The sequence below is a fragment of the Promicromonospora thailandica genome (genome assembly GCF_024171955.1).
GTDB classification, from domain to species: Bacteria; Actinomycetota; Actinomycetes; order Actinomycetales; family Cellulomonadaceae; genus Promicromonospora; species Promicromonospora thailandica.
Genome location: NZ_JAMTCS010000003.1, coordinates 280,890 through 303,255, shown reverse-complemented (window position 1 = coordinate 303,255; position 22,366 = coordinate 280,890). Strand labels below are relative to the sequence as shown.

Sequence of the window (22,366 nt, the reverse complement as noted above, 5' to 3'; positions counted from 1 at the left end):
GCGACCGGGCCGCCCCTATCGCGACAGGGACGGCGGCAGCGGCTCCGTCGACGAGGCCGTGGTGTGCAGGTGGCACGCCACCAGGCGGTTGTCCTCGCCCTGCGCCGTGCGGCCCAGCACGGGCAGCTCGGTGCGGCACACGTCCATGGCGTGCGGGCAGCGCGGCGCGAACGGACAGCCCGGCTCGCGGGCCGAGAGGTCCGGCGGGGCGCCGGGGATGCCCGTGAGCTCGCGCCGCGGGCCGTGCAGGGGCGGGAACGACCCGAGCAGGCCCGCCGAGTACGGGTGCCGTGGCTTCGCGTACACGTCGCGCGCGGCCGCCGTCTCGACGATCTCGCCCGCGTACATGACGGCGATCCGGTCGGCCACCTCGACCAGCAGGGACACGTCGTGCGTGATGAAGACGACCGAGAACCCGAGCCGCTCGCGCAGCTCCATGACCTCCTCCAGGATCTGCCGCTGCATGACCACGTCGAGGGCCGTCGTCGGCTCGTCCATGATCAGCACCTGGGGTTCCAGCGCGAGCGCCATGGCGATCATCACGCGCTGCCGCATGCCGCCGGAGAGCTGGTGCGGGTAGGCCCGCAGCCGGTCGGCCGAGATGCCGACCAGGCGCAGCAGCTCGGCGGCCCGCTCCCGGGCCTCCTCGCGCCGCATCCGGGGCTGGTGGGCCACGATGCCGTCGACGATCTGCTTCTCGATGCGGAACACCGGGTTGAGCGAGCTCATCGCGCCCTGGAACACGATGGCGATGTCGCGCCAGCGGGCGGCGCGCAGCTCGGCGTCCGACAGGGCGAGCAGGTCGGCCCGCGTGCCCTCGCGGTTCGTGAGCCACACCTCGCCGCCCGTGATGAGGCCGGGCGGCGGCAGCAGGCGCGTGGCCGCGTAGGCGAGGGTCGACTTGCCGCAGCCCGACTCCCCCGCCAGGCCCAGCACCTCGCCGCGGCGCAGCGTCAGCGACACCTCGCGCAGCACGTGCGTGGGGTCGTCGCCGAACCCGTAGTCGACGCTCAGGTTCCGGACCTCGAGGACGGGCTCCGCCGCCGCGGGGCCCGCGTCCGCGAGCGCCCCTCGTTCGGTGTGGACGTCCGCGCTCATGATCGTGCCTCCCGAACCACCGGCGTGAACCCCACGCGCGGCCGGATGCCCCGGCGGCGCAGCGACCGCGCGTGCAGGCCGGTGGACCGCAGGCGGGGGTTGACGATCTCGTCGATGCCGAAGTTGACCAGGGTCAGCGCCATGCCGAGCAGCGCGATGCACGCCCCGGCCGGCACGAACCACCACCAGGCGCCCCGCTGGAGCGCGAGGTTGTTCTGCGCCCAGAACAGGATGGTGCCCCAGTTCCACTCGCTGACCGGCGTGATGCCGATGAACGACAGCGTCACCTGGGACAGCACCGCGAACGTCACGGTGCCCACGAACCCGGAGGCGATGACCGCGGTCAGGTTGGGCAGCACCTCGGCCAGGACGAGGCGCCAGGTGCGCTCGCCGTTGGCCCGCGCGGCCTCCACGAAGTCCCGCTTGCGCAGGGACAGCGTCTGGGCGCGCATGACGCGCGCGCCCCAGGCCCAGCCGGTCGCGCCGATCACGAGCGCGACGGTGAGCCCGCCCGCCGACGGGAGCTGCGCGGCGATCAGGATGATCAGCGGCAGCTGCGGGATGACGAGGAACATGTTGGACAGGGCCGACAGCGACTCGTCACCCACCCCGCCGACGAACCCGGCGGTCACGCCCACGAGCACGCCCACGACGGTGGCGCTCACGCCGGCCACGAGGCCGACGACGAGCACGCCGCGAGCACCGACGATGATCTGCGACAGGATGTCGCGGCCTGTGTGGTCGGTGCCGAGCCAGTGCGCGGCCGACGGCGGGCTGAGCAGCGCGTCGCTGACCTGGTTGGGGTCGTACGGGCTGATCCACGGGCCCAGCACCGCGAGCAGCGTGAAGAAGCCGAGGATGGCCAGGCCGGTGACGACCTTGCCGTTGCGCAGGAACAGCAGCTGGTTCCTCATCGGTCCTCCGTCCGGGTGCGCGGGTCGAGCAGGGCGTAGGCGAGGTCGGCCACCATGTTGGCCACCAGCACCGACAGCGTGATGACGAGGAAGCAGCCCTGCATCAGCGGGTAGTCGTGCGTGGAGACCGCCTGGTAGAGCGTGTACCCGATGCCCTGGTAGGAGAAGACCATCTCCATGATCAGCGTGCCGCCCACCACGAAGCCGAGGGACAGCGCGAAGCTGGAGACCTGGGGCAGCACGGCGTTGCGTGCCGCGTACCCGAGCATGACCTGCCGCTCGGCCAGGCCCTTGGCGTGCGCGACGGTGACGTAGTCCTCCGAGGAGACGGTCACCATCATGTTGCGCATGCCGAGCACCCAGCCCGCCACCGACGACAGCACCACGGTGAGCGCGGGCAGGAAGCCGTAGTAGACGACCGACCCGATGAACTCACCGGTGAACGCCGGCACCAGGCCACGGTCGTAGCTGCCGCTGGACGGGAACCAGCCCAGGTTGACCGACAGCACGGCGATGGTGATCAGGCCCAGCCAGAAGTACGGCACGGCCTGGAAGAACGTCGCCACGGGCAGCAGGCCGTCGGCCCACGTGCCGCGGCGCCAGCCGAGGAACGTGCCGATCAGCGAGCCGATGACGAACGCGATGACCGTCGCGACCCCGACCAGCCCGACCGTCCACGGCAGCGACTGGTCGACGATCTCGGACACCGGCGTCGGGAAGTGCGTGAACGACAGGCCGAGGTCGCCCCGCAGCAGCAGGCCCCAGTAGTCGAGGTACTGCTGCCACAGCGTGGTGTCCTGGTCCAGGCCGAACAGCACGCGCAGCGAGTGCTCGGCGTTGCTGTCGATGCGGCCCTGCATGCGGCCCAGCAGGGCGGTCACGGGATCGCCCGGCAGCAGGCGCGGGATGAAGAAGTTGATGGTGATCGCGGCCCACGCCGTCAGCGCGTAGAACGCGACCCTGCGCAGCAGGAAGCTCATGTGCTCGCCCCCTCGGTGGCCGGCACCGCCGGGCGGTCCTCCCGCGTGCTGTACCCCCAGCAGGCCGCGGCCCGGCCCGGGGTGACCTCGATCAGCTCGGGCGTCTCGGTGCGGCACACGTCGGTCGCGTACGGGCAGCGCGGCGCGAACCGGCAGCCGGGCGGCGGGTCCACGAGGCTCGGCGGCTCGCCGCCGGTCCCCCGGTCGCGGACGGCGGCCGCGCCGGCTCCCGCCAGGTCGTCGGGGTCGGGCGCCGAGGCCACGAGCAGCCGCGTGTAGGGGTGCAGCGGGGCCTGGGTCACCGACTCGCTGTCCCCCGTCTCCATGACCTGGCCCGCGTACAGGACGGTGGTCCGGTCGGCGAAGTAGCGCGCCGAGGCGATGTCGTGCGTGATGTACAGGATGGCGATGCCGAGCCGGTCGCGCAGGTCGGCGAGCAGGTTGAGGATGCCGAGCCGGATCGACACGTCGAGCATCGAGATCGGTTCGTCGGCCAGCAGCACCTCGGGGTCGGCGGCCAGCGCCCGCGCGATGGCGATGCGCTGCCGCTGCCCGCCGGACAGCTCGTGCGGGAACTTGTCCACGTACCGGGCCGCCGGCGTGAGGTGCACGCGCTCCAGCAGCTCGGTGAGCGCCGCCTCGAGCTCGGCCCCGCGCAGCGTCCCGCCCGTCGACTGCCTGCGGTGCAGGCGCAGCGCCCGGGTCAGCGTGTAGCGCACGGGGTGCACCGGGTTCAGGGACCCGAACGGGTCCTGGAAGATCATCTGCACGCGCCGCACGTACGCGCGGAAGGCCCGCCGCCCCCGCAGCCGGACGGCGGCGCCGTCGAGCAGCACCTGCCCGTCCGTGATCGGGATCAGACCGGCCAGCAGCCGGGCGACCGTGGACTTGCCGGACCCCGACTCCCCCACCACGGCCAGCACCTGGCCGCGGTGGAGCTCCAGGTCCACGCCGTCCACGGCATGGATCGCCCGGGCGGGCGAGCGGCCGCTGACGCGGCGCCCGCCCGCTCGGAACTGCCCTGCTCGGAAGTGCTTGGTGAGGCCGTGCGCGGCCAGCACCGGGTCGCTCGTGCTCAACTCTGCCCTGCCGGCTCGAGGTTCATCAGGATCTGGGCGGCCTGCACGCCCGTGGGCTGCGGCTGGTTGTAGGGGTCCTCCTCCGAGGGCCAGCCCACGTAGTTCTGCGACGAGTACTGGGCGGTGGCCGGCCGGGTCCAGATCGGGATGCCCGGCACCTCCTCGACGAACACCCGCTGGATCGTCTCCATCGCCTCGGCGCGCGCGGCGTCGTCGGGGGCGGCGGCGTAGTCGGCGAGCGCCTGCGTGGCCTCGTCGTTCTGGAACCGCCCGAAGTTCCACGTGGCCGGCTCGCCGAGCTTCTTGTAGTGCGCGCCGTCCATGATGTCGGAGTACATGTCCCACGGCGTCGCGCCGCCGTCGGTCCAGTGCAGGGTGGCCTGGAAGTCGCCGCCCGGGATGATGTCGGCGAACCAGCCGTCCTGGTTGACGGGGTTGACGGTCGCGGTGGCGCCGAGCTCGGCGGCCGCGTTCTTGATGAGGTCGAGCGCGGTGAGGTAGTCGTTCCAGCCGGCCGGGTTGACGAGCTCGAACGTCACGTCCTCGCCGTCGGGGTCGACGAGCTGCTCGCCCTCCCAGGTGTAGCCGGCGTCCTCGAGCAGCGCGCGGGCGCCCTCGACGTCGACGGCGAGCTCCTGGCCCGCGTACTCCGGGGAGAGGAACTCCTCGCCCGCGGGCAGCGGCAGGCCGGTGACGCTGGTCAGCGGCGGGTTCACACCGGAGGTGGCGACGTCGACCAGCTCCTGGCGGTCGATCACCATGTTGAGCGCCTGCCGGAACGCCTTGTCGTCGAACGGCTTGGTCTCGTTGTTCAGGTAGAGCACGTCGATCCCGAGGCCGCCTGCGGCGTACTGGTGGTAGTGCTCCGGGTCCTGCGCGATGTAGACGTTCTCGAAGTCGGCGATGAACGTCCAGCCCCACTGCGCCTCGCCGGTGGTCAGGGCGGTGGTCAGCGCGTTGTTGTCGTTGTACGACGAGTAGCGGATCTCGGGCACGGCGGGCGTGCCGCCCCAGTAGTCGTCGCGGGCCACGACGGTGGCGGCCTGCGGCGTCCACGACTCGAGCGTGTACGGCCCGGTGCCGACGGGCTCCAGGTTGGTGTCGGTGGTCGGGTCCTCGATGTCGGCCCAGATGTGCTCGGGCACCATGACCAGGTCGTACAGCTTGGACTGGTTGACGAACTGCCCGGCGGTGAACGTGACGGTGACGGTGCTGCCGTCGGTCTCGACCGTGTCGTAGGGCAGGGCGGCGGTGTTGAGCGCCTCGAAGTCCTTGCGGAGCTGGATCGAGAACGCGACGTCGTCGGCGGTGAACTCCTCGCCGTCCGACCAGGTGACGCCCTCGCGGGGCGTGATGACGGCCTCGGTGAAGTCCTCGTTCCACTCCACGCTCTCGGCGAGCCAGGGCTCCGGCTCCTCGGACGGGCGCGCCTGGTTGCGCATCATCAGGGGCTCGTAGATGGTGAACGCGTAGCCCAGCGAGAGCGCGGACGAGCCGGTCGCGAACGGGCTGTGGTTCTCCGTCTGGACGCCGTTCGGCATGCCGACGGTCAGCGTCTCGCCGCCTCCGGCGTCGGTGGTGCCTCCGCCTCCGCCGCTGCAGGCCGAGACCAGCAGCGCGATGGCCGCCGCGGCTCCCGCCGCTGCGACGTGCTTGCGAATCCTCACGGTGTGCCTCCTTGCACTCCTCCCGCCTGGTGCGGGACGGATGATGGGGGTGGGGGTCAGCGGGTTCCGGCGCCGGGGTCGTCCCCGGGCCGGACGATCAGGTCGTTGGTCAGGCGCAGGTCCGCGACGGACCTGCCGGTGCGCAGCCGGTAGGTGCCCGGCGGCGTGGTCCAGTCGTGCCGCTGCGGGTCCCAGACCTGCAGCGCACGGGTGGCGACGGGGACGGGGACGGTCACGCTGCTCATGGCCGGGACGTCCACGACCGTGAAGCCGCCGAGCCACCGCACCGGGCGGGCCGGGCCGCCGTCGGGTGCCTCGACGTACACCTGGACCACCTCGCGGCCCGCGCGGCGGCCCGTGTTGCGGACCGTCGCGTAGACGGTGAGCGTGGCGGGCGCGTCGTGCGCCTCGCCGCGGGCGAGGACGGCGTCCTCGTACTCCCACGTGGTCCAGCCCAGGCCGTGCCCGAAGGGTGCGGCGGGTGCCGGAGCGCCCGCCCCGCCGGCCAGCCGGCGCTCCCAGGCGCGGTAGCCCACGTCCGTGCCCTCGGCGTAGTCGACGACGCCGTCCACGGGCCGGGCGTGCGGTACGGGCACGTCCTCGAAGCGGGCGGGCAGCGTCCACGGCAGGCGGCCGGACGGCTCGGTGACCCCGGTCAGCACGTCCGCGAGGGCGGTGCCGGCCTCCTGGCCGGGCAGCCACCCCCACAGCACGGTGGGCACGTCGGCCAGCCAGGGCAGCAGCACGGGCGCGCCCGCGTTGACGACGACCACGGTGCGCGGGTTGACGAGCGCCACGCGCCGGACGAGCTCGTCCTGGTTGCCCGGCAGGTCCAGGTCGGGACGGTCGTAGCCCTCGGACTCGACCTCGGCGGTGGTGCCGACCACGACGACGGCGACGTCGGCCGCCGCGGCGGCCTCGACGGCGGCGGCGAGCTCGTCCTCGGCCGAGGGGCCGGGCAGCCGGTGCACGAGCGCGGCGCGGACGAAGTGTCCGTACCCGACGGCGTGCACCACCTGGAGCGTCGCGTCCAGCTCCGCGGTGCCGGCGGCGGTCCCGACCTCGGCGATGGGGTGATTGTGCCCCGAGGAGAGCACGACGTCCTCGTCGACCCGGGTGCCGCCGGAGGCGACCTCGGCGCCGTCGACGCGCACCCGGTGGATGCCCACGGTGCCGACGCCCAGCTCGTGCACGCCGGTCTCGTCGAGGCGCACGGTCGCGCGCAGGCGGACGGCGTCGGCGTCGGGCCGCACGTCCTCGAGCCAGCCGGTCCACTCGCGGGTGGTGTGCTCCTCGAGGATGCTGCCGTCGGCGGCCAGGTACGTGACGCGCAGGCCGGGCTCGCCCGTGACGGGGTCGGTGCACCGGTCGACGTCGAGCTCGGGCGGGTTGCGCAGGGCCCGTGCTCCGGGAAGGAGCGTCACCTCGGACCCCTGCGGCAGGGCGGCACGCAGCTCCTCGGCCGGGTAGGTGAGGCGGTCGGGGTGCACGAGGGAGCTGCCGCCGCCCTGGAAGAACGGCTCGACGGCCGCGGGGCCGAGCAGTGCCACGCGCAGGGGCCGGGCCGGCTCCTGCACCAGCGGGACCAGGCCGGCGTCGTCCTTGAGCACGACGACGGAGCGGGCGGCGAGCTCGCGCAGCAGCCGGCCGGCCGCGGCGGAGCCCGCGGCGCCGTGCCCGGCACCGTGACCCGCCTCGGTCCGGTGCGCGTGGCCGGTCGCCCGGTCGACGGCGGAGGCGAGCGCGGTCGCGTGCGGCGCGGTGCCGTCGTCGGACAGGGTCAGGCGGCCGGTACGGCGGGCCAGGCGCAGCAGGCGCAGCACCTTGTCGTCGAGCTCGGACTCGGCCACCTCGCCGGACCGGACGGCGTCCAGCAGGCCGTCGCCCCAGGCGCCGTCCGGCCCGGGCATCTGCAGGTCGAGGCCGCCGCGCACGGCGGGCGCCACGGACTGCGTCGCCACCCAGTCGCTGACGAAGAGCCCGTCGTAGCCCCACTCCTCCTTGAGCAGGTCCACCACGAGCGGGCGGTGCTCCAGGAGGCGGGCCGCGACGCCGCCGGTGTCGGCGCCGTTGTAGGCACCCATCACCGACCACGGGTTCACGTCGCGCACGAGGCGCTCGAACGGTGCCAGGTAGACCTCGCGCAGCGTGCGCTCGTCGAGCCGGGCGAGGTAGCGCGTGCGCTCGGTCTCGGAGTCGTTGGCCACGTAGTGCTTGACGCACATGCCCACGCCGTGCGCCTGCGCGGCGCCCACGAGGGCGACGGCGACCTCGGCGGTCAGGTGCGGGTCCTCGGAGTAGCACTCGAAGTGCCGGCCGCCCACGGGCGTGCGCTGCAGGTTGACCTGCGGGGCCAGCACCACGTCGACGCCGTGCCGGCGGGCCTCGGCGGCGAACAGCGCGCCGGCCCGCGCGGCCAGGTCCAGGTCCCACGTGGCGGCCAGTGCCGACGGCGCGGGGAACATCGCCGAGGTGCCGCCGCCCGGGCCGCGGACGCCCACGGGGCCGTCGGACATCACCACCGGCTCCAGGCCGAGGCGCGGCACCGCCGTCGTCGACCACATGGAGGCGCCCACGACGAGCGACACCTTCTCCTCGGCGGACAGCTCCTCGAGGAGGCGCAGGAGCTCCGGCTCCGGGGCGACGGCGTGCGCGGTGACGGTCTGCGATGACAACGGCTTCTCCGTTCGGCGATGGACGGCTGACCGCATTCAACCACACTTACTTACTGGTTAGTAAGCCCGAGATCCCGGCTATCGTAAGGGCATGTCCGAGACGACCGAGCAGGCTGCCCCGAAGCCCAAGCGCCCCAGCCGTGCCCGCCGCCGGGAGGAGATCCTCGCCGCGGCCACGCGTGTGTTCGGGTCCAAGGGATACCACCAGGGCTCGCTCGGCGACGTCGCGGCGCAGGTGGGCATCACGCACGCCGGCGTGCTGCACCACTTCGGCAGCAAGGACAAGCTCCTCTGGGAGGTGCTGGAGTACCGCGACCGGGTCGACGTGCAGCACCTGGAGGGCAAGCACATCCCCGGCGGCCTGGAGCTGTTCCGGCACCTGGCCGTGACGGCGCGGCTCAACGCCGAGCGGCGCGGCATCGTGCAGGCGTACGCGGTGCTCACCGGCGAGTCGGTCACCGACGGTCACCCGGCCTCCACCTGGGTGGCCGAGCGGTTCACGGTGCTGCGCGGCGAGATCTCGCAGGCGGTGCGCGACGTGGCCGCCGAGCGCGCCGTGACCCTGCCCGAGGGCGAGCCCGAGCGGGCCGCCGCCGCGGTCATCGCCGTGATGGACGGCCTCCAGCTCCAGTGGCTGCTGGACCCGGAGGCGGTGGACCTGGCGGCGGCCACGGCGTTCGCGATCGAGTCGATCCTGACGGCCACGCTGGGCACGACGGTGCGGATCACGGAGGCGGCGGACTGACGCCCGCCCCGGGCACGCGGGTCACCACTCGGTCTTGAACCGCTTGCCCTGCGTGCTGCTCGGCGGCACGTCCATCTTCTGCAGCGTGAAGCCCATGATGTCGCTGAACACCGGCGCCGCGACGTCGCCGCCGAAGATCGAGCTGTGCGGGCTCTTGAGGAAGACGGCGACCGTGTACCGCGGGTCGTCGGCCGGGGCGACGCCGATGAACGACGCCATGTACGTCCAGCCGTTGCCAGCGGGCATCTGCGCGGTGCCCGTCTTGCCCGCCACCCGGTAGCCCGGCACGACGGCGTTGACACCCGTACCGCCGTCCTCCGTCACGGCCTCCATCATCTCCAGGAGGGTGTCGGCGGTCTCCTGGGAGATCACCCGCTCGCCGGGCGCCCGCTCGGCCGGCGTCACGGTGCCGTCGGCACCGGTCGACCCCTTGAACAGCGTGGGCGTCATGCGTACCCCGCCGTTGGCGACGGTCGAGAACACGCTGGTCGCCTGCATGGCGTTGACCGACAGCCCCTGCCCGAACAGCACGGTGTACCGCGTGCGGCCGTCCCAGTCCGCGACGTCGGCGGGCGGCATGATGCCCACCGACTCCCCCGGCAGGCCCAGGCCGGTGGGCTTGCCGAAGCCGAACTTCTCGAGGTAGTCCTGCCGCTCCTGCAGCGGGATCTTCTCGCCGACCTGCACGGTGCCGGTGTTCGACGACTGCGCCAGCACCCCCGTGAGCGTGAGGCGCTGGGTCGGGTGGTGGTGCGAGTCATGGAAGGTCTGGCCGTTCGGCGTCGTGAAGCTGTAGGGCACGGTGAAACGGCTCTCGGGCGTCCAGTGCCCGCCCTCGAGCGCGGCGGCCATGGTGATGACCTTGCCGGTCGAACCCGGGTCGAAGACGTCCTTCACCGCACGCGAGCCGGCCGCGACCGCGGCGGTCGAGCGGTCGTTCGGGTCGACGGCGCCCGAGTCGGCCAGCGCCACGAGCTCGCCCGTGCGCGTGTCCTGCACGATGGCGATGCCGTACTCCGCACCGCTGGCACGCTTGGCCTCGTCGACGGCGTCCTGCGCCTTCCACTGGATGTCGTGCACCAGGGTGAGCTGGACGTCGTCACCGGGCACCGCGGGCACCGACTCCTGCCCGGCGGCCGGGATGCGCAGGCCGTCGAGGCTGCGCTCGTAGGTGTCCGAGCCCGCCGTGCCGGCCAGCAGGTCGTCGTACGCGGCCTCGATGCCGCCCCGGCCGGTCTGCTCGTCGTCCACGAAGCCCACCAGCGAACCCGCCACCGTGCCCGACGGGTAGGTGCGCCGTGAGGTCAGGTCCGTGCGGACGTACGCCCGGATCTTCAGCTGGGCGATGGCGCGCTGCACCTCGGGCACCACGTTCTTGGCGAGCACCGTGTAGCTCGTGTCCCCCACGAGCTGCGCGGCGAGCTCGTTCTTGGGCACGTCCAGGATCGGCGCGAGCAGCTGGGCGATGCCCAGGGCGCCGTCCTCGACCTCCTCGCCGTCCACGGTGGGCCGGCCGGCGCCGCGGAAGTCCTTGATCGCCCGCGGGTCACCGATGACCGTGTACCGGTCGACGGACGTGGCCAGCACGACACCGTTCGCGTCGGTGATGTCGCCCCGGTGCGCGGGGGTCACGGCCGTGGCGGTCCGCTTCTGCTCGGCCACCTGGGCCAGGGCCGGGCCCTCGATGATCTGGACGTGGACCAGCCGGACGAGGAACACGAGCACGACCACGGCCGCGATGCCGACCAGCCAGCGCTGCCGCAGCTCGGGCCGGCCGGGCCGGGGCGGCAGCGGGCGCGCCACGCGCGATCGGGCGGGGCGCGGACCGCCGCCCCCGCCCGGGGCCTGGGCGCGCATCCGGGTGCTGGTCGCGCGGGGCCGGGCTTTTCCGGACTGGGGTGTGCGGGGCTGGGCTTTTCCGGACCGGGGTGTGCGGGGCTGGGGTGTGCGGGGCTGGGGTGTGCGGGGCTGGGACCTGGCCGGCTGGGACTTCCGGGCCGCGGGCTGAGCCTTGCGGGGCTGCGCCGTCCGACCCTGGGACGAACGGGAGCCGGCAGCGCGCCCCGACGGGGTGCGCTGCCGGCCCGGGTCCGACGTCGGCCGGGTCACTCGTCCGTACCCTTCACCACACCCTTCACCACCTTGCCGGTGCGGATGCTGACCATCGTGGGGTTCTCGGCGGGGACCATGCCCAGGCTGCGCGCCTTGTCGGGCAGCTCGGTCTCGGCCGCCCGCAGGTCCTCCTGGAGACCCTGCACGTCCTGCGCGGTCTGGGCGACCTCGCCCTGCAGGTGCGCCATCTCGTAGGAGCCGCGCGCGAGCGTGGTGTTCAGCACGAGCACGGCCACCAGCGACACGATCATCAGGGTGGCGCACAGCACGAAGAACGGGACGCGGCTCTTCGAGTGCAGCGGGGCACGGACGATGTCCAGCCGTCGGCCGCGCCGTTCGGCGCCCCCCGGGATGGCGGTGAGCGGTGCCCTCCGGGTACGGGGCAGCTCGGCGGGACGGACGGCGCGGGCCGTCGCAGCGTTCACGGCGCTCATCGGCGGTCCTCCTTACCTGTGTGCTTGCCTGCGTGGTGCTGAATCTGGTGCTGGGTCTGGTGTCGTGCGCCCCGGTCGACCAGGTGCTCGGGCGTGGGGCGCAGCCGGCGCGCCGCGCGCAGCCGGACGGAGGCCGAGCGGGGGTTGCGCTCCAGCTCCTGCGCGTCCGCCTCCTCCGCGCCCCGGGTGAGCGCCTCCAGGTACGGCGTGTGCGTCTCCGGCTCGACGGGCAGCCCCGGCGGGGCCGACGACGTCGTGCCCTGCGCGATCGCGCGCTTGACGATCCGGTCCTCGAGCGACTGGTACGACTCCACGACGATCCGGCCGTCCACCGCGAGCGCCTCGATCGCGGCGGGCACGGCGCGCTCGAGCACCTCGAGCTCGCCGTTCACCTCGATCCGCAGCGCCTGGAAGGTGCGCTTGGCCGGGTGGCCCCCGGTCTTGCGGGTCGCTGCCGGGATCGTGGCCCGCAGCAGGTCGACGAGCTCGCCGCTGCGGTCCCACGGGCGCTCCGCACGACGCCGGACGACGGCCCGCGCGATCTTGCCCGCGAACCGCTCCTCGCCGTACTCGCGCAGGATCCGCGCCAGGTCGCGCTCGTCGTACGTGTTGAGCACGTCGGCCGCCGTGAGGCCCTGCGTGGAGTCCATGCGCATGTCGAGCGGTGCGTCCTGCGCGTACGCGAAGCCGCGGTCGGCCTCGTCGAGCTGCAGCGAGGACACCCCGAGGTCCATGAGCACGCCCTGGACGGCGCCGCCGGCGTGCTCGTCGACCACCTCGGTGATCTCGTCGTACACGGCGTGCACCGGCGTGAAGCGGTCGCCGAACCGGGCCAGGCGGGCCCCGGCGAGCGCGAGGGCCTGGGGGTCGCGGTCGATGCCGATCACGCGTGCGCCGGGCAGCTGCTCCAGCACGGCCTCGGTGTGGCCGCCCATGCCGAGGGTGCAGTCCACCAGCACGGAGCCGGGCTCGGCGAGGGCGGGGGCGAGCAGGTCGACGCAGCGCTGGAGCAGCACCGGCAGGTGGCGGTCCGCGGCGTCGCCGGTCGTCCCGGGACGGTCCTCGGTCGCGTTCATCGGTGCCTCCTCTCGTGTGTCGTGCGTCGTCGTGGTCGCTGTCCCGGGCCCCGGGCCGGGGCCGTCCGGTCAGGTCTCCCTCCGCACGGTTCCGGCGGCGGGGAAGTGCGCCGGATCCTGCGGGAGGAGGCCTGGCCGTACGGCCGTCCGCCTCGTGGTCCTAGAAGCTCAGTCCAGGGAAGATCTCCTCGGCCTGGTCGATGTAGTCGGGTTCGGTCTGTTCCTGGTAGGTGGCCCAGGCCTGCGCGTCCCACACCTCCACGCGGGTGCCGACCCCGATCACGACCACCTCGCGGTCCAGGCCGGCGTACTCGCGCAGGTGTGCCGGGATGGAGACCCGACCCTGCTTGTCCGGTACCTCGTCGCTCGCTCCCGCCAGGAAGTTTCGCGTGTAGTCCCGTGCAGCCTTGCTCGTCACCGGCGCCTGCCGGATCTGGGTGTAGATCTGCTGGAACTCGTCCATCGGGAGAAGAAAGAGGCACCGCTCCTGCCCTTTGGTCATCACCAGACCGCCGGACAGGCGCCCCCGGAACTTGGCGGGAAGGATCAGGCGTCCCTTCTCGTCCAGCTTCGGGGTGTACGTCCCGAGGAGCAGGCCCAGACCTGCGAAACCTTCTGCCATCGCAGTCATGGGCCGACACCTCCTCTCGCTCCCGCATACTCCACGCTACTCCACTTTCCACCACCGCACTCGGAAAAACCGTGGGGAGAACTACCCACCAGCCCTCAATGCGCAGGTCAAAGAGGTAAAGAACGGGTGGAGCACATTCATGTCCGGCGTGGCGTGGAATGTCGGACTACCCCCGCCAGGAGCCGCGCCCCGTCAGGCGTTCCCTGCCCTGGTGGGCACACCTGGCCGGCAGACCAATAACCGTTCCCGGAACTGTGAAGACCGCGTGACGCAGACAACAGAGTGCTTTACATCTCTACTACGCTGGACCAGCCGGGCGAGCGCCAGCCGCCCGGCATCAGCCAGCGCGCTCGCGCGCCAGACAGCGGCCTGACTACCCGGCCCGATGGAGGTCTCTCCCTGTGCACACGGAACCCGCCACGCCCGGCCTCGCGGAACCACAGTTCGGCGGCGGGCCCAGCACCCAGGCAGCACCCGGACCGGGCGCGCTGGACGAGCTGGTGGAAACCATGGCCCGCGTCCGCGGCGCCGTCGAGTCGGTCGTGACCGGCCGGCCGGGACTGGCCGACATCACGCTCGCCGTCCTGCTCGCCGAGGGGCACCTGCTCGTCGAGGACGTGCCCGGCGTCGGCAAGACCACGCTCGCCAAGGCGATCGCCCGCAGCATCGACTGCCACGTGGGCCGCATCCAGTTCACGCCCGACCTGCTGCCCAGCGACCTCACGGGCGTCAACATCTTCCGGACCGGCAGCCACGAGTTCGAGTTCCGGCCGGGCCCGGTGTTCAGCAACATCGTCATCGGCGACGAGATCAACCGCGCCTCGCCCAAGACGCAGTCGGCGCTGCTGGAGTGCATGGAGGAGGGCCAGACGACGGTCGACGGCACCACCCACCAGCTCCCGCGGCCGTTCCTCGTGGTGGCCACCCAGAACCCCGTGGAGATGGAGGGCACCTACCCCCTGCCCGAGGCACAGCGGGACCGGTTCATGGCACGCATCACGGTGGGCTACCCGGACGCCACGGCGGAGATCCTCATGCTCGACCGGCAGGAGGCCACCACGCCCCTGGACCATCTCCAGGCCGTCACCGACGGCCCGGCGATGGTGCGGTTCGCGCAGCAGGTGCGCGCGCTGTACGCCTCGCCGTCGGTCAAGCGGTACGTCGTGGGCCTGGTGGCCGCCACGCGCGAGCACACCGGCCTGCGCCTGGGCGCGTCCCCGCGCGCCTCGCTGCAGCTGCTGCGGGCGGCGAAGGCCATCGCGGCCATGGCCGGGCGCGACCACGTGCTGCCCGACGACGTCCAGCGCCTGGCCCGGCCCGTCCTGGCCCACCGCCTCATCCTCACCACCGAGGCGCGCCTCGGTGGCGTGACCCCGGAGTCCGTCGTGGACGAGATCGTGCAGCGCACGCCGGTGCCGGCGCTCGAGCCGGCCGACCGGCGGCAGTTCTGAGCGGCCGGGGCGACGCAGGCATGACGTCCCGCACCACCTGGCGCGACACGGTCGCCCGCATCAGCCGGGTCCGGCTCACCCCCCGCGGCATCGGGGCGTCCGCCCTGGGCGGCGTGCTGGTGCCGCTCGGGCTGGTGCTCACCCTGCCCCACCTCGTCGGGCTGGGCGCCGCCGCGCTGCTCGCCGTCGCGGTGGCCTGGATCGCCATCGGCACGCAGCGGCTGGAGTCCGGGCGCGGCGCGCTGCGCGTCACGCGCGCCGTGACGCCCAACCCGGTGGTGCGCGACCGGACGGCGGACGTCAGCCTGCTGGTCGCCGCTCACCAGGCCACCGGCGCCGCGTACGAGCGGCTGTCCCGGCTGCGGCTCTCGGAGCAGGCGGCCCACGAGCTCGCGGGCCACCAGGGCATCCGGGCCCGCGTCTCGGCGCGCGCCGACCGCATCTCCGTGCACTACTCGCTGACGCCGACGCGCCGCGGCCGCTGGTCGCTCGGTCCGCTCCTGACCACCCGCACGGACGTGTTCGGACTGGTGCGCGCCACACAGCCGCTCGGCGCCGCCACCCACGTGCCCGTCTGGCCGCGCACCGTCGAGCTCGCGGTCCGCACCCGCTCGGTGGGCGACGTCGACCACTCGGCCACCGGCGCGCGCCTGCAGTCGACCGACGACTCGGTGCTGCGCGAGTACGTCGCGGGCGACGACCCGCGCCGCGTGCACTGGGCCAGCGCCGCCCGGCGCGGCCAGCTCATGGTCCGCGCCGACGAGAGCGCCGGCGTCCGCCCGGTCACCGTGCTGCTCGACAGGTCGCTGCTGCCGCACTGGCAGGAGGCGGGCGGCCCCCGCCGTCCGGCCGCCGTCGACGACGGCGAGTGGGCCGTGGAGCTCGCGGCCTCCATCGCCACGTCCTTCCTCGACGCCGGCCACCCGACGCGTCTGGTGACCACGACCGTCGCGCCCACGCTGGAGAGCGAGCGGTTCGCGGCCACGCGCGCGAGCCGGTCGGCCCTGCTGGACGCGTGCGTCGACATCCGGGGCCACCGCGGCTCCGCCGAGGGGCACCACGCCACCGGCACCACGGCGCGGGCCCTGCGCCTGGCCCGCACCGCGGGCGAGATCGTGGTCGCCGTGCTCGGCCCGCACGACCCCGAGGCCCGTCGCAGCCTCGCCGCGCTCGGCGTCGACGGCACCTGCTGGGCGCTCCTGGTGGCGCCCCGGGGGGCGGGGTTCCGGCACGAGCTGGACGAGACCGCCGCCGAGCTGCGCACCTCCGGCTGGCACGTCAGCACCACGGAGTCCCGTACCGACCCGGAACGTGCCTGGGCCCTGCTCGCGGAGCGTGCACTGTGATCCCGGCTCACCGCGGCCCCCTGGTCCGCACCGTCGCCTCCACCGTCCTGGTGGCCATCGCCGTGGTCGCGTCGATGCACGCGCTCACGCTCGTCATCGACCCGGGGCCCTGGCTCACGGTCGGCACGATCGGCGTCCTGCTCGTGTCGGCGACCAGCGGCGTCGTCCGGTACCTGCTCATCCGCACCGCCGTGGACCGAGCCGCCGTGCGCCGCGCCGCCGGCCAGGGCGTCAGCGCCGACCGCGCCGCCGACCGGGCCTCCGGCAGCGCGTCGTTCGTCGCGACGGCGACGGGCGCCGTGGTCGCCTTCTGGTTCGTGCTCGCCCGCTACGGCGGCCCCGGGCAGCGCTTCGAGCCGTTCGTCGGGCCCGACTCCCTGGACCGGGTGCTCGAACGGTTCCGGCAGGCCACCGAGACCATGAGCACGCAGGTCGCGCCGGTGGGTCCTGACGAGGCCATCAGCATGGTCGCCGTCGGCGGGACGCTGCTGGTGCTGCTGATCGTCGACTCGCTGGCCGGCGCGCGCATGCCGGGCTTCGCCGGGATCCCGCTGCTGCTCCTGTGGACGCCGCCGCTCACCCTCATCGGCGAGGTGCCCTGGCTCGTCTTCGTGGTCAGCGTGACGGCGATGCTCCTGCTGCTCACGGTCGACCCCGTCGGCGTGACACCCGGCCGGAGCACCGGCTCCGACTCGGCGGCCGTGCGCCGCGCGCAGCGGTTCCGGTCCTGGATCACCGCGGGCACCGCGGCCGCCGTCGCCGCCGCCTCGCTCGGCGTCGCGACCGGCATGGCGACACTGCCCGCCCTGGCCGGCACGTGGAACCAGCTCATCTCGACCCCGTCCGACACCGTGGAGCTGTCCTCCGAGCTGGACATGCGCCAGCCCCTGAGCGCCCGCTCCAGCAACACCGTGCTCACCTACACCGTCTCGGACGAGGCCCCGGTCGGGCCGCTGCGCGTCATGACACTCACCGCGTTCGACGGGGTCCAGACCCACCGCAACGTGCCGACCGGCGGGCTGGCGAGCTTCGACCGGACCACCGTGCTGGCGCCCCCGGGCGAGGGGTCGGTCGGCGAGAGTCACCAGGTCGACATCCGGATCGGGCAGCTCACCGGCGCGGAGCTGCCGCTGCCGCTCGAGCCGCGCACCGTCGACGCGGAGGGTGACTGGGCCTACGACGGGATCCGGGACGAGGTGCGCGGCGCCGAGGGCACCCAGCCCGACGCCGTGTACCGGGTCGGCATCGTGGACCGGCAGCTCACGCCCGAGCTGCTGCGGTCCGTCCCGACGTCCGGGGACCCCCGGTCGGCGGGGTACACGGAGGTGCCGGACACCGAGCACCGCGAGGACATCGCCGACTACGCCCGGCGCATCGCCGGCGACGCGCCGACCCGGTTCGACGCCGCCGTCGCGCTGCAGAACCACCTGCGGTCGGGATCGGGCTTCGTGTACGACCCGGACGCCGACTACCGGGGCTCCTCGGACACCGTCTGGGACTTCCTGCAGAACAAGGAGGGCTACTGCACCCAGTACGCCCTGTCGATGATGGTCATGGCCCGCACCCTCGACATCCCGGCGCGCATCGGCGTGGGCTGGCTGCCCGGCCGCCCGGACAGCCAGGGCAGCTTCCGGGTCACGGGGCAGGACTCGCACGCGTGGCCCGAGCTGTACTTCCCGTCCGTGGGCTGGGTCCGGTTCGAGCCGACGCCCCAGGTCCAGACGGGGCCGCTGCCCGCCTACGCGAACCCCGCCGCGGGAAACCTGCCCACCAGCGCCCCCTCGGCCAGCAGGGCGCCCGAGGTGCCGTCCCAGCAGCCGAGCCAGGCGCCCACGCAGTCCGGGCCCGCGGCCACCGCGGGGGCCTCGGGCGACACCGTGTCCGACCGGACGCTGCCCGGCTGGGCCTGGGTGGTGGCGGCCGTGGTCGGGCTGGGCCTGCTCGGCGGGGCGGCGTGGCTGATGCTGCGCCGGCGCACCGAGGAGGAGGTGCTCGACCCGGAGCTGGCCTGGTCCCGCGTGCTGGCGCTGCTCGCCGAGCGGGGCGTGCGGCCGGGCCCGTCGGTGACGCTGCGCCAGGCCCCGGCGTACATCGCGGAGGAGATCCGTGGCCGCACGGGGGCCGCCCTGCCCGACGACGTGGCCGAACGGCTCTCCGCGCTGGCCGGCGCCGCCGAGGCGGAACGCTACGCGCGGCACTCCACGCCGCCGACGGCGGCGGAGCTGGAGGAGCTCACCGCCGCGCTGACGGCGGCGCTGACCACGGTTCTGACCCCGACCCGCTGACGCCCGGGCGACCCCGGCCCGGCTGGGGTCGCCCGCGGGGGGCGCCCGCTGGGGGTCGCCCTCTGCGGACCGCTAAGGACCCGCTGCGGGCCGCTGGGGCTTGCTGAGGGCCGCCGAGATCTGGCGTTTGCGCCGAGATCTGGTGGTGCACTGCCAGATCTCGGCGCAAACGCCAGATCTCGGCGGGGCACACACCAGATCTCAGCGGCGGACACCAGATCTCGACAGCGCAGGAGACCGGTCCCGGCGGGGGAAGTCCGATTCTGGCCGGTCAGGACCAGTGCCGGCCGGGCGAGTCCTGTCCAGGGCGGGCGAGTCCGGTCCCGGGCGGGCAGGTCCGGTCTCGGCCAGGCAGGCCGTCTCCCGGAGGCCGGCCCTGTCTGCGCGGGCCCGCCGGCGCGGATGTGACAGGAGCCGGGCCCCGCGAGGCCCGGCTCCTGTGTCTCCGTGCGCGGCGCTCACGCCGTCACGGATCGTGTGCCGACGGTCCCGCAGGACCGCCGACGGTGACGGCCGGCTAGCGACCGCCCTCGTTGCGCCGGTTCTCCCAGCGCTCTTCCAGACGGGCAAGGAAGCCGCCTGAGCGCCCGCCCCCGCCCTGCCGCTTGCGGGGCCGACCTGCTCGGCCCTGTGGCGGCTGGACCGTGCCGTCTTCGCCGACGACACCGACCGGGCCCTCCTGCTTCTTGCGCGGTCCGAGGAACGCGAAGACCACACCCGCAAACATCAGCACGAAGCCGATGGCCCCGAGCCAGGTCTGCGACGTCGCCGCACCCACGACCAGAAGGAGCAGACCGACCACCACGCCGGCCCCGGACAGCACGTAACGCAAGGCGTTACCACGGCCCGTGGACTGGAGCGTGTTAGCCAGTCGCGGGTCGTCTGACGTCAGAGCACGCTCCATCTGCTCCAGCACCCGCTGCTCGTACTCGGACAGAGGCATCGAGACCCCCGGATCTCGCAAAGGAACAGTGTCCCTTCCAGGATAGGACGACCCGGCCGCCGTTGGTAGTCGACATCCCGGGCATACCAGCGACTATAGGGGCAGATCAGTATTGATGCGTGCCGTTCTTGTGATGTACACCCAGGTCAATCGCGGTTCTTCCAAACTTCTCACGCACGGCATCGAGCGCGAGCTCCGCCTCCCGCTGAGCCCCCGAACGCGGATCGACCGCCTCCTCCAGCGTGGGCTGCTGCACGGAACCGTCTCGCCGCAACAGATTCTCGCCCCGCACGCCCACGAGCCGTACCGCCAACCCACCCAGGTCGACTCCCGCGACGAGATCGCGGGCGACCAGATAGATCTCCCGCGCGACGTCCGTGGGACCGTCCAGCGTTCGCGACCGGCTGAACGTGGCGAAGTCGCTCGACCGGACCTTCACCGACACCGTGCGCGCCAGCACGCCCTGGTGCCGGAGCCGGGCCGCGACCCGGTCGGACAGCTCCAGGACCCGGCGGTTCACCGCCACGGTGTCGTCCTGGTCGACGTCGAACGTGGTCTCCGCGCCGATGCTGTGCTCGCGCTGCTCGGGAACCACGGGGCGCGGGTCCCGGCCCCACGCCAGGTCGTACAGGTGGGCGCCGGTGACGCGCCCGACGGCGGTCTGCACGCTCGGCAGATCCGTGTGCGCCAGCTCCGCGACCGTGGTGATGCCCCACGCCGCCAGGGCCTTCTCGGTCTTCTCTCCCACCCCCCACAGCGCGCCCACCGGCAGCGTGTGCAGGAAGTCCACGGTGGCCGCCGCCGGCACCAGCATCATGCCGTCAGGCTTGGCGTGCGTGGAGGCCAGCTTCGCCACGAACTTGTTCCGCGCGATGCCGACAGACGCGGTCACCCCGTGCTCGGCCTCGATCCGGCGGCGCAGCTCGGCGCCGATCGCGGTGGGCGGCCCCAGCCGCCGCCGGGCACCGCTCACGTCCAGGAACGCCTCGTCGACGCTGATCTGCTCGACCAGCGGGGTGACCTCGTGCAGCAGCTCCATGACCGACCGCGACACGTCGCGGTACAGGGTGTGGTCCGGTCGCACCACCGTGGCCTGCGGGCACAAGAGCCGCGCCCGGGTCATCGGCATGGCCGAGCGCACGCCGAAGGCACGCGCCTCGTACGTGGCGGCGAGCACCACGCCGCGCTCCTGTCCGCCCACGATGACCGGCAGACCACGCAGCTCCGGCCGCCGGGCCAGCTCGCAGGAGGCGAAGAACGCGTCCATGTCCAGGTGCAGCACCGAGCAGCCGGACTCGTCCGACCCCCAGTCCCGTCGTGCCGCCGCTGACCGCGGCCCCTTGCTCACCGACGTGCTCCGTCCTTGCCGTTGCTCAGTTCTGGTCCGGCCGCCCGGTGCCCCGGACGCGCCGTCACGACGCCTCGGGCACCAGCGTCAGGCGCTGCGTCGAGAAGCCCGCCTCCGGGTCCACGAGCATCGCCACCTCGTCCCGGAAGTCCTCCGCGCAGGCGAGCAGCTCGTCCGCGCGCGCCGGCGCCACCTTCTCGGGCCGGCCGGCGTCGACGGCCGCCCGCAGCGGCGCGCCCGAGGCGAAGTACCCCGACCATGCCGCCAGCTCGGGTTCGGCGTGCGCGAGCATGTCCCAGACCGTCCGCGCACCGGAGCGCGCCGACGGCCGCCCGCGCAGCGCGACCACCGCCGCGGCCGAACGGATCGCCGCGAGGTGTGCGTGCACGAACCGGTCCCCCGGGTCGGTCGAGCGCGCGGCCTCGGCCAGCTCCGCGTCCGCCTTGCGCAGGAGCGCGCTCACGCCCGGCGGGACCGCTCGCGGCACGAGCATGCGTGCCGCGACGACGTCACGCGCGCCCTGAGAGTGCATGGTGCCCATCTCGAACCTCCGATCGAACCCCTTGTGCGACACTATCGAACATACGTTCTATCCTGTCAAGCGGACCGCGAACCCGGGAGACACTGTCCCCATGGCCCGCCGCTCCACCCGACGCCGCCCATCATCCTCCGCACCACTGACACTCCCCGCCGAGCTCCCCGCCGGACCCGTGCCGATCAGCACGGGAACGGCAGAGGTCGTCCGCGACCCGGACTTCCCGCAGCGGGTGACGCTGCACGTCAACGGCGTGCCGAGCTCCAGCCTCGACCTCGCCGACCCCGGTTTCCTCGACTTCGAGTACATGCAGCAGATGGCCGCGGTGATGGCCCTCCTGCCCGCCGGACCGCTCCGCGTGCTCCACCTCGGCGCGGCCGGGAGCGCCCTGGCACGGCACGTCGAGCACGAGCGGCCGGGCTCGCGACAGCTCGGCGTCGACCTGGACGCCCGCCTCCTGGAGCTCGTCCGCGAGTGGTTCGCGCTCCCGCGTTCGCCCCTGCTCCGCCTGCGCGCCGACGACGCCGGACGCGCGCTCGCCGGCGCCCACGACGCGACCTACGACGTGGTGGTCCGCGACGTCTTCGCCGGTGACCGCACTCCCGAGCACCTCGTGGGCACCGGATTCGCCGCGCAGGCCCACCGCGTGCTGCGCCCTGGCGGCGTCCTGCTGGTGAACTGCGCCGACCGGCCGCCGCTGACCACGGCCCGCCGCGAGGTCGCGAGCCTGGCCGAGGTGTTCGGCCGGGACGCCGCGGCGGACGGCCTGCTCGCTGCCGTCGCCGAGCCGGCCGTGCTCAAGGGCCGCCGGTACGGCAACGTGGTCCTGGCGGCCGTCCGCCGACCGGTCGAGGACGCGCCCGTCGACGAGCGACCGGACCTGCGCGATCCCCGGCTGGGACGTGCCCTGCGGACGCTGCCCGTCCCGGCGACGCTCCTGGCCGGCGAGGACGCCACGGCCTTCGCCGGCACCGCACCCCCGCTCGACACCCCGCCGAGCCCCTGACCCGAGGCCGGGCGGGCGGCGCCTCCGGCACACCAGCCCGC

Annotated in this window: 18 protein-coding genes; 5 read left to right on the top strand and 13 right to left on the bottom strand. The window is 73.6% G+C overall.

Going from position 1 to position 22,366, the window contains the following annotated elements:
• Positions 1-15: 15 nt before the first annotated feature.
• From APR03_RS06690 to APR03_RS06665, 6 genes are read right to left on the bottom strand one after another with little or no spacing between them, the layout of a single operon-like run.
• Positions 16-1,098, bottom strand: a complete 1,083-nt coding sequence (locus APR03_RS06690) for an ABC transporter ATP-binding protein (protein ID WP_253833883.1) — start codon at positions 1,096-1,098, stop codon at positions 16-18.
• A complete protein-coding gene (locus APR03_RS06685) occupies positions 1,095-2,012 on the bottom strand; it encodes an ABC transporter permease (protein WP_253833880.1) in 918 nt (305 codons plus the stop codon). The genes APR03_RS06690 and APR03_RS06685 overlap by 4 nt, the downstream gene beginning before the upstream one ends.
• Complete coding sequence (locus APR03_RS06680) at positions 2,009-2,992, bottom strand: ABC transporter permease (protein WP_253833878.1); 984 nt, start codon at positions 2,990-2,992, stop codon at positions 2,009-2,011. Before APR03_RS06680 ends, APR03_RS06685 begins: the two co-directional genes overlap by 4 nt.
• Positions 2,989-4,071 carry an ABC transporter ATP-binding protein gene (locus tag APR03_RS06675; protein ID WP_253833876.1) on the bottom strand — a complete coding sequence of 361 codons (1,083 nt, stop codon included), beginning with the start codon at positions 4,069-4,071 and terminating at the stop codon, positions 2,989-2,991. The genes APR03_RS06680 and APR03_RS06675 overlap by 4 nt, the downstream gene beginning before the upstream one ends.
• Positions 4,068-5,738 (bottom strand): ABC transporter substrate-binding protein, encoded by a 1,671-nt coding sequence (locus tag APR03_RS06670; RefSeq protein WP_253833874.1) that lies wholly within the window; start codon positions 5,736-5,738, stop codon positions 4,068-4,070. The genes APR03_RS06675 and APR03_RS06670 overlap by 4 nt, the downstream gene beginning before the upstream one ends.
• 56 nt (positions 5,739-5,794) lie before the next feature.
• Positions 5,795-8,413 (bottom strand): beta-d-glucosidase, encoded by a 2,619-nt coding sequence (locus APR03_RS06665; RefSeq protein ID WP_253833872.1) that lies wholly within the window; start codon positions 8,411-8,413, stop codon positions 5,795-5,797.
• Between the two features lie 91 nt (positions 8,414-8,504).
• Here APR03_RS06665 and APR03_RS06660 point away from each other — a divergent pair, with 91 nt between their 5' ends.
• Entirely contained in the window at positions 8,505-9,158 is a 654-nt protein-coding gene (locus tag APR03_RS06660) for a TetR/AcrR family transcriptional regulator (protein ID WP_253833870.1), read from the top strand.
• A gap of 21 nt (positions 9,159-9,179) precedes the next feature.
• Here APR03_RS06660 and APR03_RS06655 read toward each other — a convergent pair whose 3' ends face one another.
• The 4 genes from APR03_RS06655 to mraZ form a co-directional block, all read right to left on the bottom strand.
• Complete coding sequence (locus APR03_RS06655; RefSeq protein ID WP_253833868.1) at positions 9,180-10,961, bottom strand: peptidoglycan D,D-transpeptidase FtsI family protein; 1,782 nt, start codon at positions 10,959-10,961, stop codon at positions 9,180-9,182.
• 302 nt (positions 10,962-11,263) lie between these two features.
• Positions 11,264-11,704, bottom strand: coding sequence for a cell division protein FtsL (gene ftsL / locus APR03_RS06650; protein ID WP_253833866.1), 441 nt, complete (start codon positions 11,702-11,704; stop codon positions 11,264-11,266).
• Positions 11,701-12,780 carry a 16S rRNA (cytosine(1402)-N(4))-methyltransferase RsmH gene (rsmH, locus tag APR03_RS06645; RefSeq protein WP_253833865.1) on the bottom strand — a complete coding sequence of 360 codons (1,080 nt, stop codon included), beginning with the start codon at positions 12,778-12,780 and terminating at the stop codon, positions 11,701-11,703. Before rsmH ends, ftsL begins: the two co-directional genes overlap by 4 nt.
• 160 nt (positions 12,781-12,940) lie before the next feature.
• Positions 12,941-13,411: a division/cell wall cluster transcriptional repressor MraZ gene (gene mraZ, locus APR03_RS06640; RefSeq protein WP_253833864.1), complete on the bottom strand. Its 471-nt coding sequence runs from the start codon at positions 13,409-13,411 to the stop codon at positions 12,941-12,943.
• A gap of 401 nt (positions 13,412-13,812) precedes the next feature.
• Between mraZ and APR03_RS06635 the strand changes: the two genes are divergently transcribed.
• From APR03_RS06635 to APR03_RS06625, 3 genes are read left to right on the top strand one after another with little or no spacing between them, the layout of a single operon-like run.
• Positions 13,813-14,862 (top strand): AAA family ATPase, encoded by a 1,050-nt coding sequence (locus APR03_RS06635; RefSeq protein WP_253833863.1) that lies wholly within the window; start codon positions 13,813-13,815, stop codon positions 14,860-14,862.
• Positions 14,863-14,882: 20 nt separating this feature from the next.
• Positions 14,883-16,208 carry a DUF58 domain-containing protein gene (locus tag APR03_RS06630; protein WP_253833862.1) on the top strand — a complete coding sequence of 442 codons (1,326 nt, stop codon included), beginning with the start codon at positions 14,883-14,885 and terminating at the stop codon, positions 16,206-16,208.
• Positions 16,205-18,493, top strand: coding sequence for a transglutaminase TgpA family protein (locus APR03_RS06625; protein WP_253833861.1), 2,289 nt, complete (start codon positions 16,205-16,207; stop codon positions 18,491-18,493). The genes APR03_RS06630 and APR03_RS06625 overlap by 4 nt, the downstream gene beginning before the upstream one ends.
• A gap of 517 nt (positions 18,494-19,010) precedes the next feature.
• Here the strand turns inward: APR03_RS06625 and APR03_RS06620 are convergent.
• The 3 genes from APR03_RS06620 to APR03_RS06610 form a co-directional block, all read right to left on the bottom strand.
• Positions 19,011-19,436: an SCO2097 family morphological protein gene (locus tag APR03_RS06620; protein ID WP_253833860.1), complete on the bottom strand. Its 426-nt coding sequence runs from the start codon at positions 19,434-19,436 to the stop codon at positions 19,011-19,013.
• A gap of 106 nt (positions 19,437-19,542) precedes the next feature.
• Positions 19,543-20,784, bottom strand: a complete 1,242-nt coding sequence (gene dinB / locus APR03_RS06615; protein WP_253833857.1) for a DNA polymerase IV — start codon at positions 20,782-20,784, stop codon at positions 19,543-19,545.
• 64 nt (positions 20,785-20,848) lie between these two features.
• Positions 20,849-21,316, bottom strand: coding sequence for an SAV_6107 family HEPN domain-containing protein (locus tag APR03_RS06610; RefSeq protein WP_253833850.1), 468 nt, complete (start codon positions 21,314-21,316; stop codon positions 20,849-20,851).
• A 100-nt stretch (positions 21,317-21,416) separates the two neighbouring features.
• On the opposite strand from APR03_RS06610, the gene APR03_RS06605 reads away from it, so the two are divergent.
• Complete coding sequence (locus tag APR03_RS06605) at positions 21,417-22,325, top strand: spermidine synthase (RefSeq protein WP_253833848.1); 909 nt, start codon at positions 21,417-21,419, stop codon at positions 22,323-22,325.
• Positions 22,326-22,366: the final 41 nt, after the last annotated feature.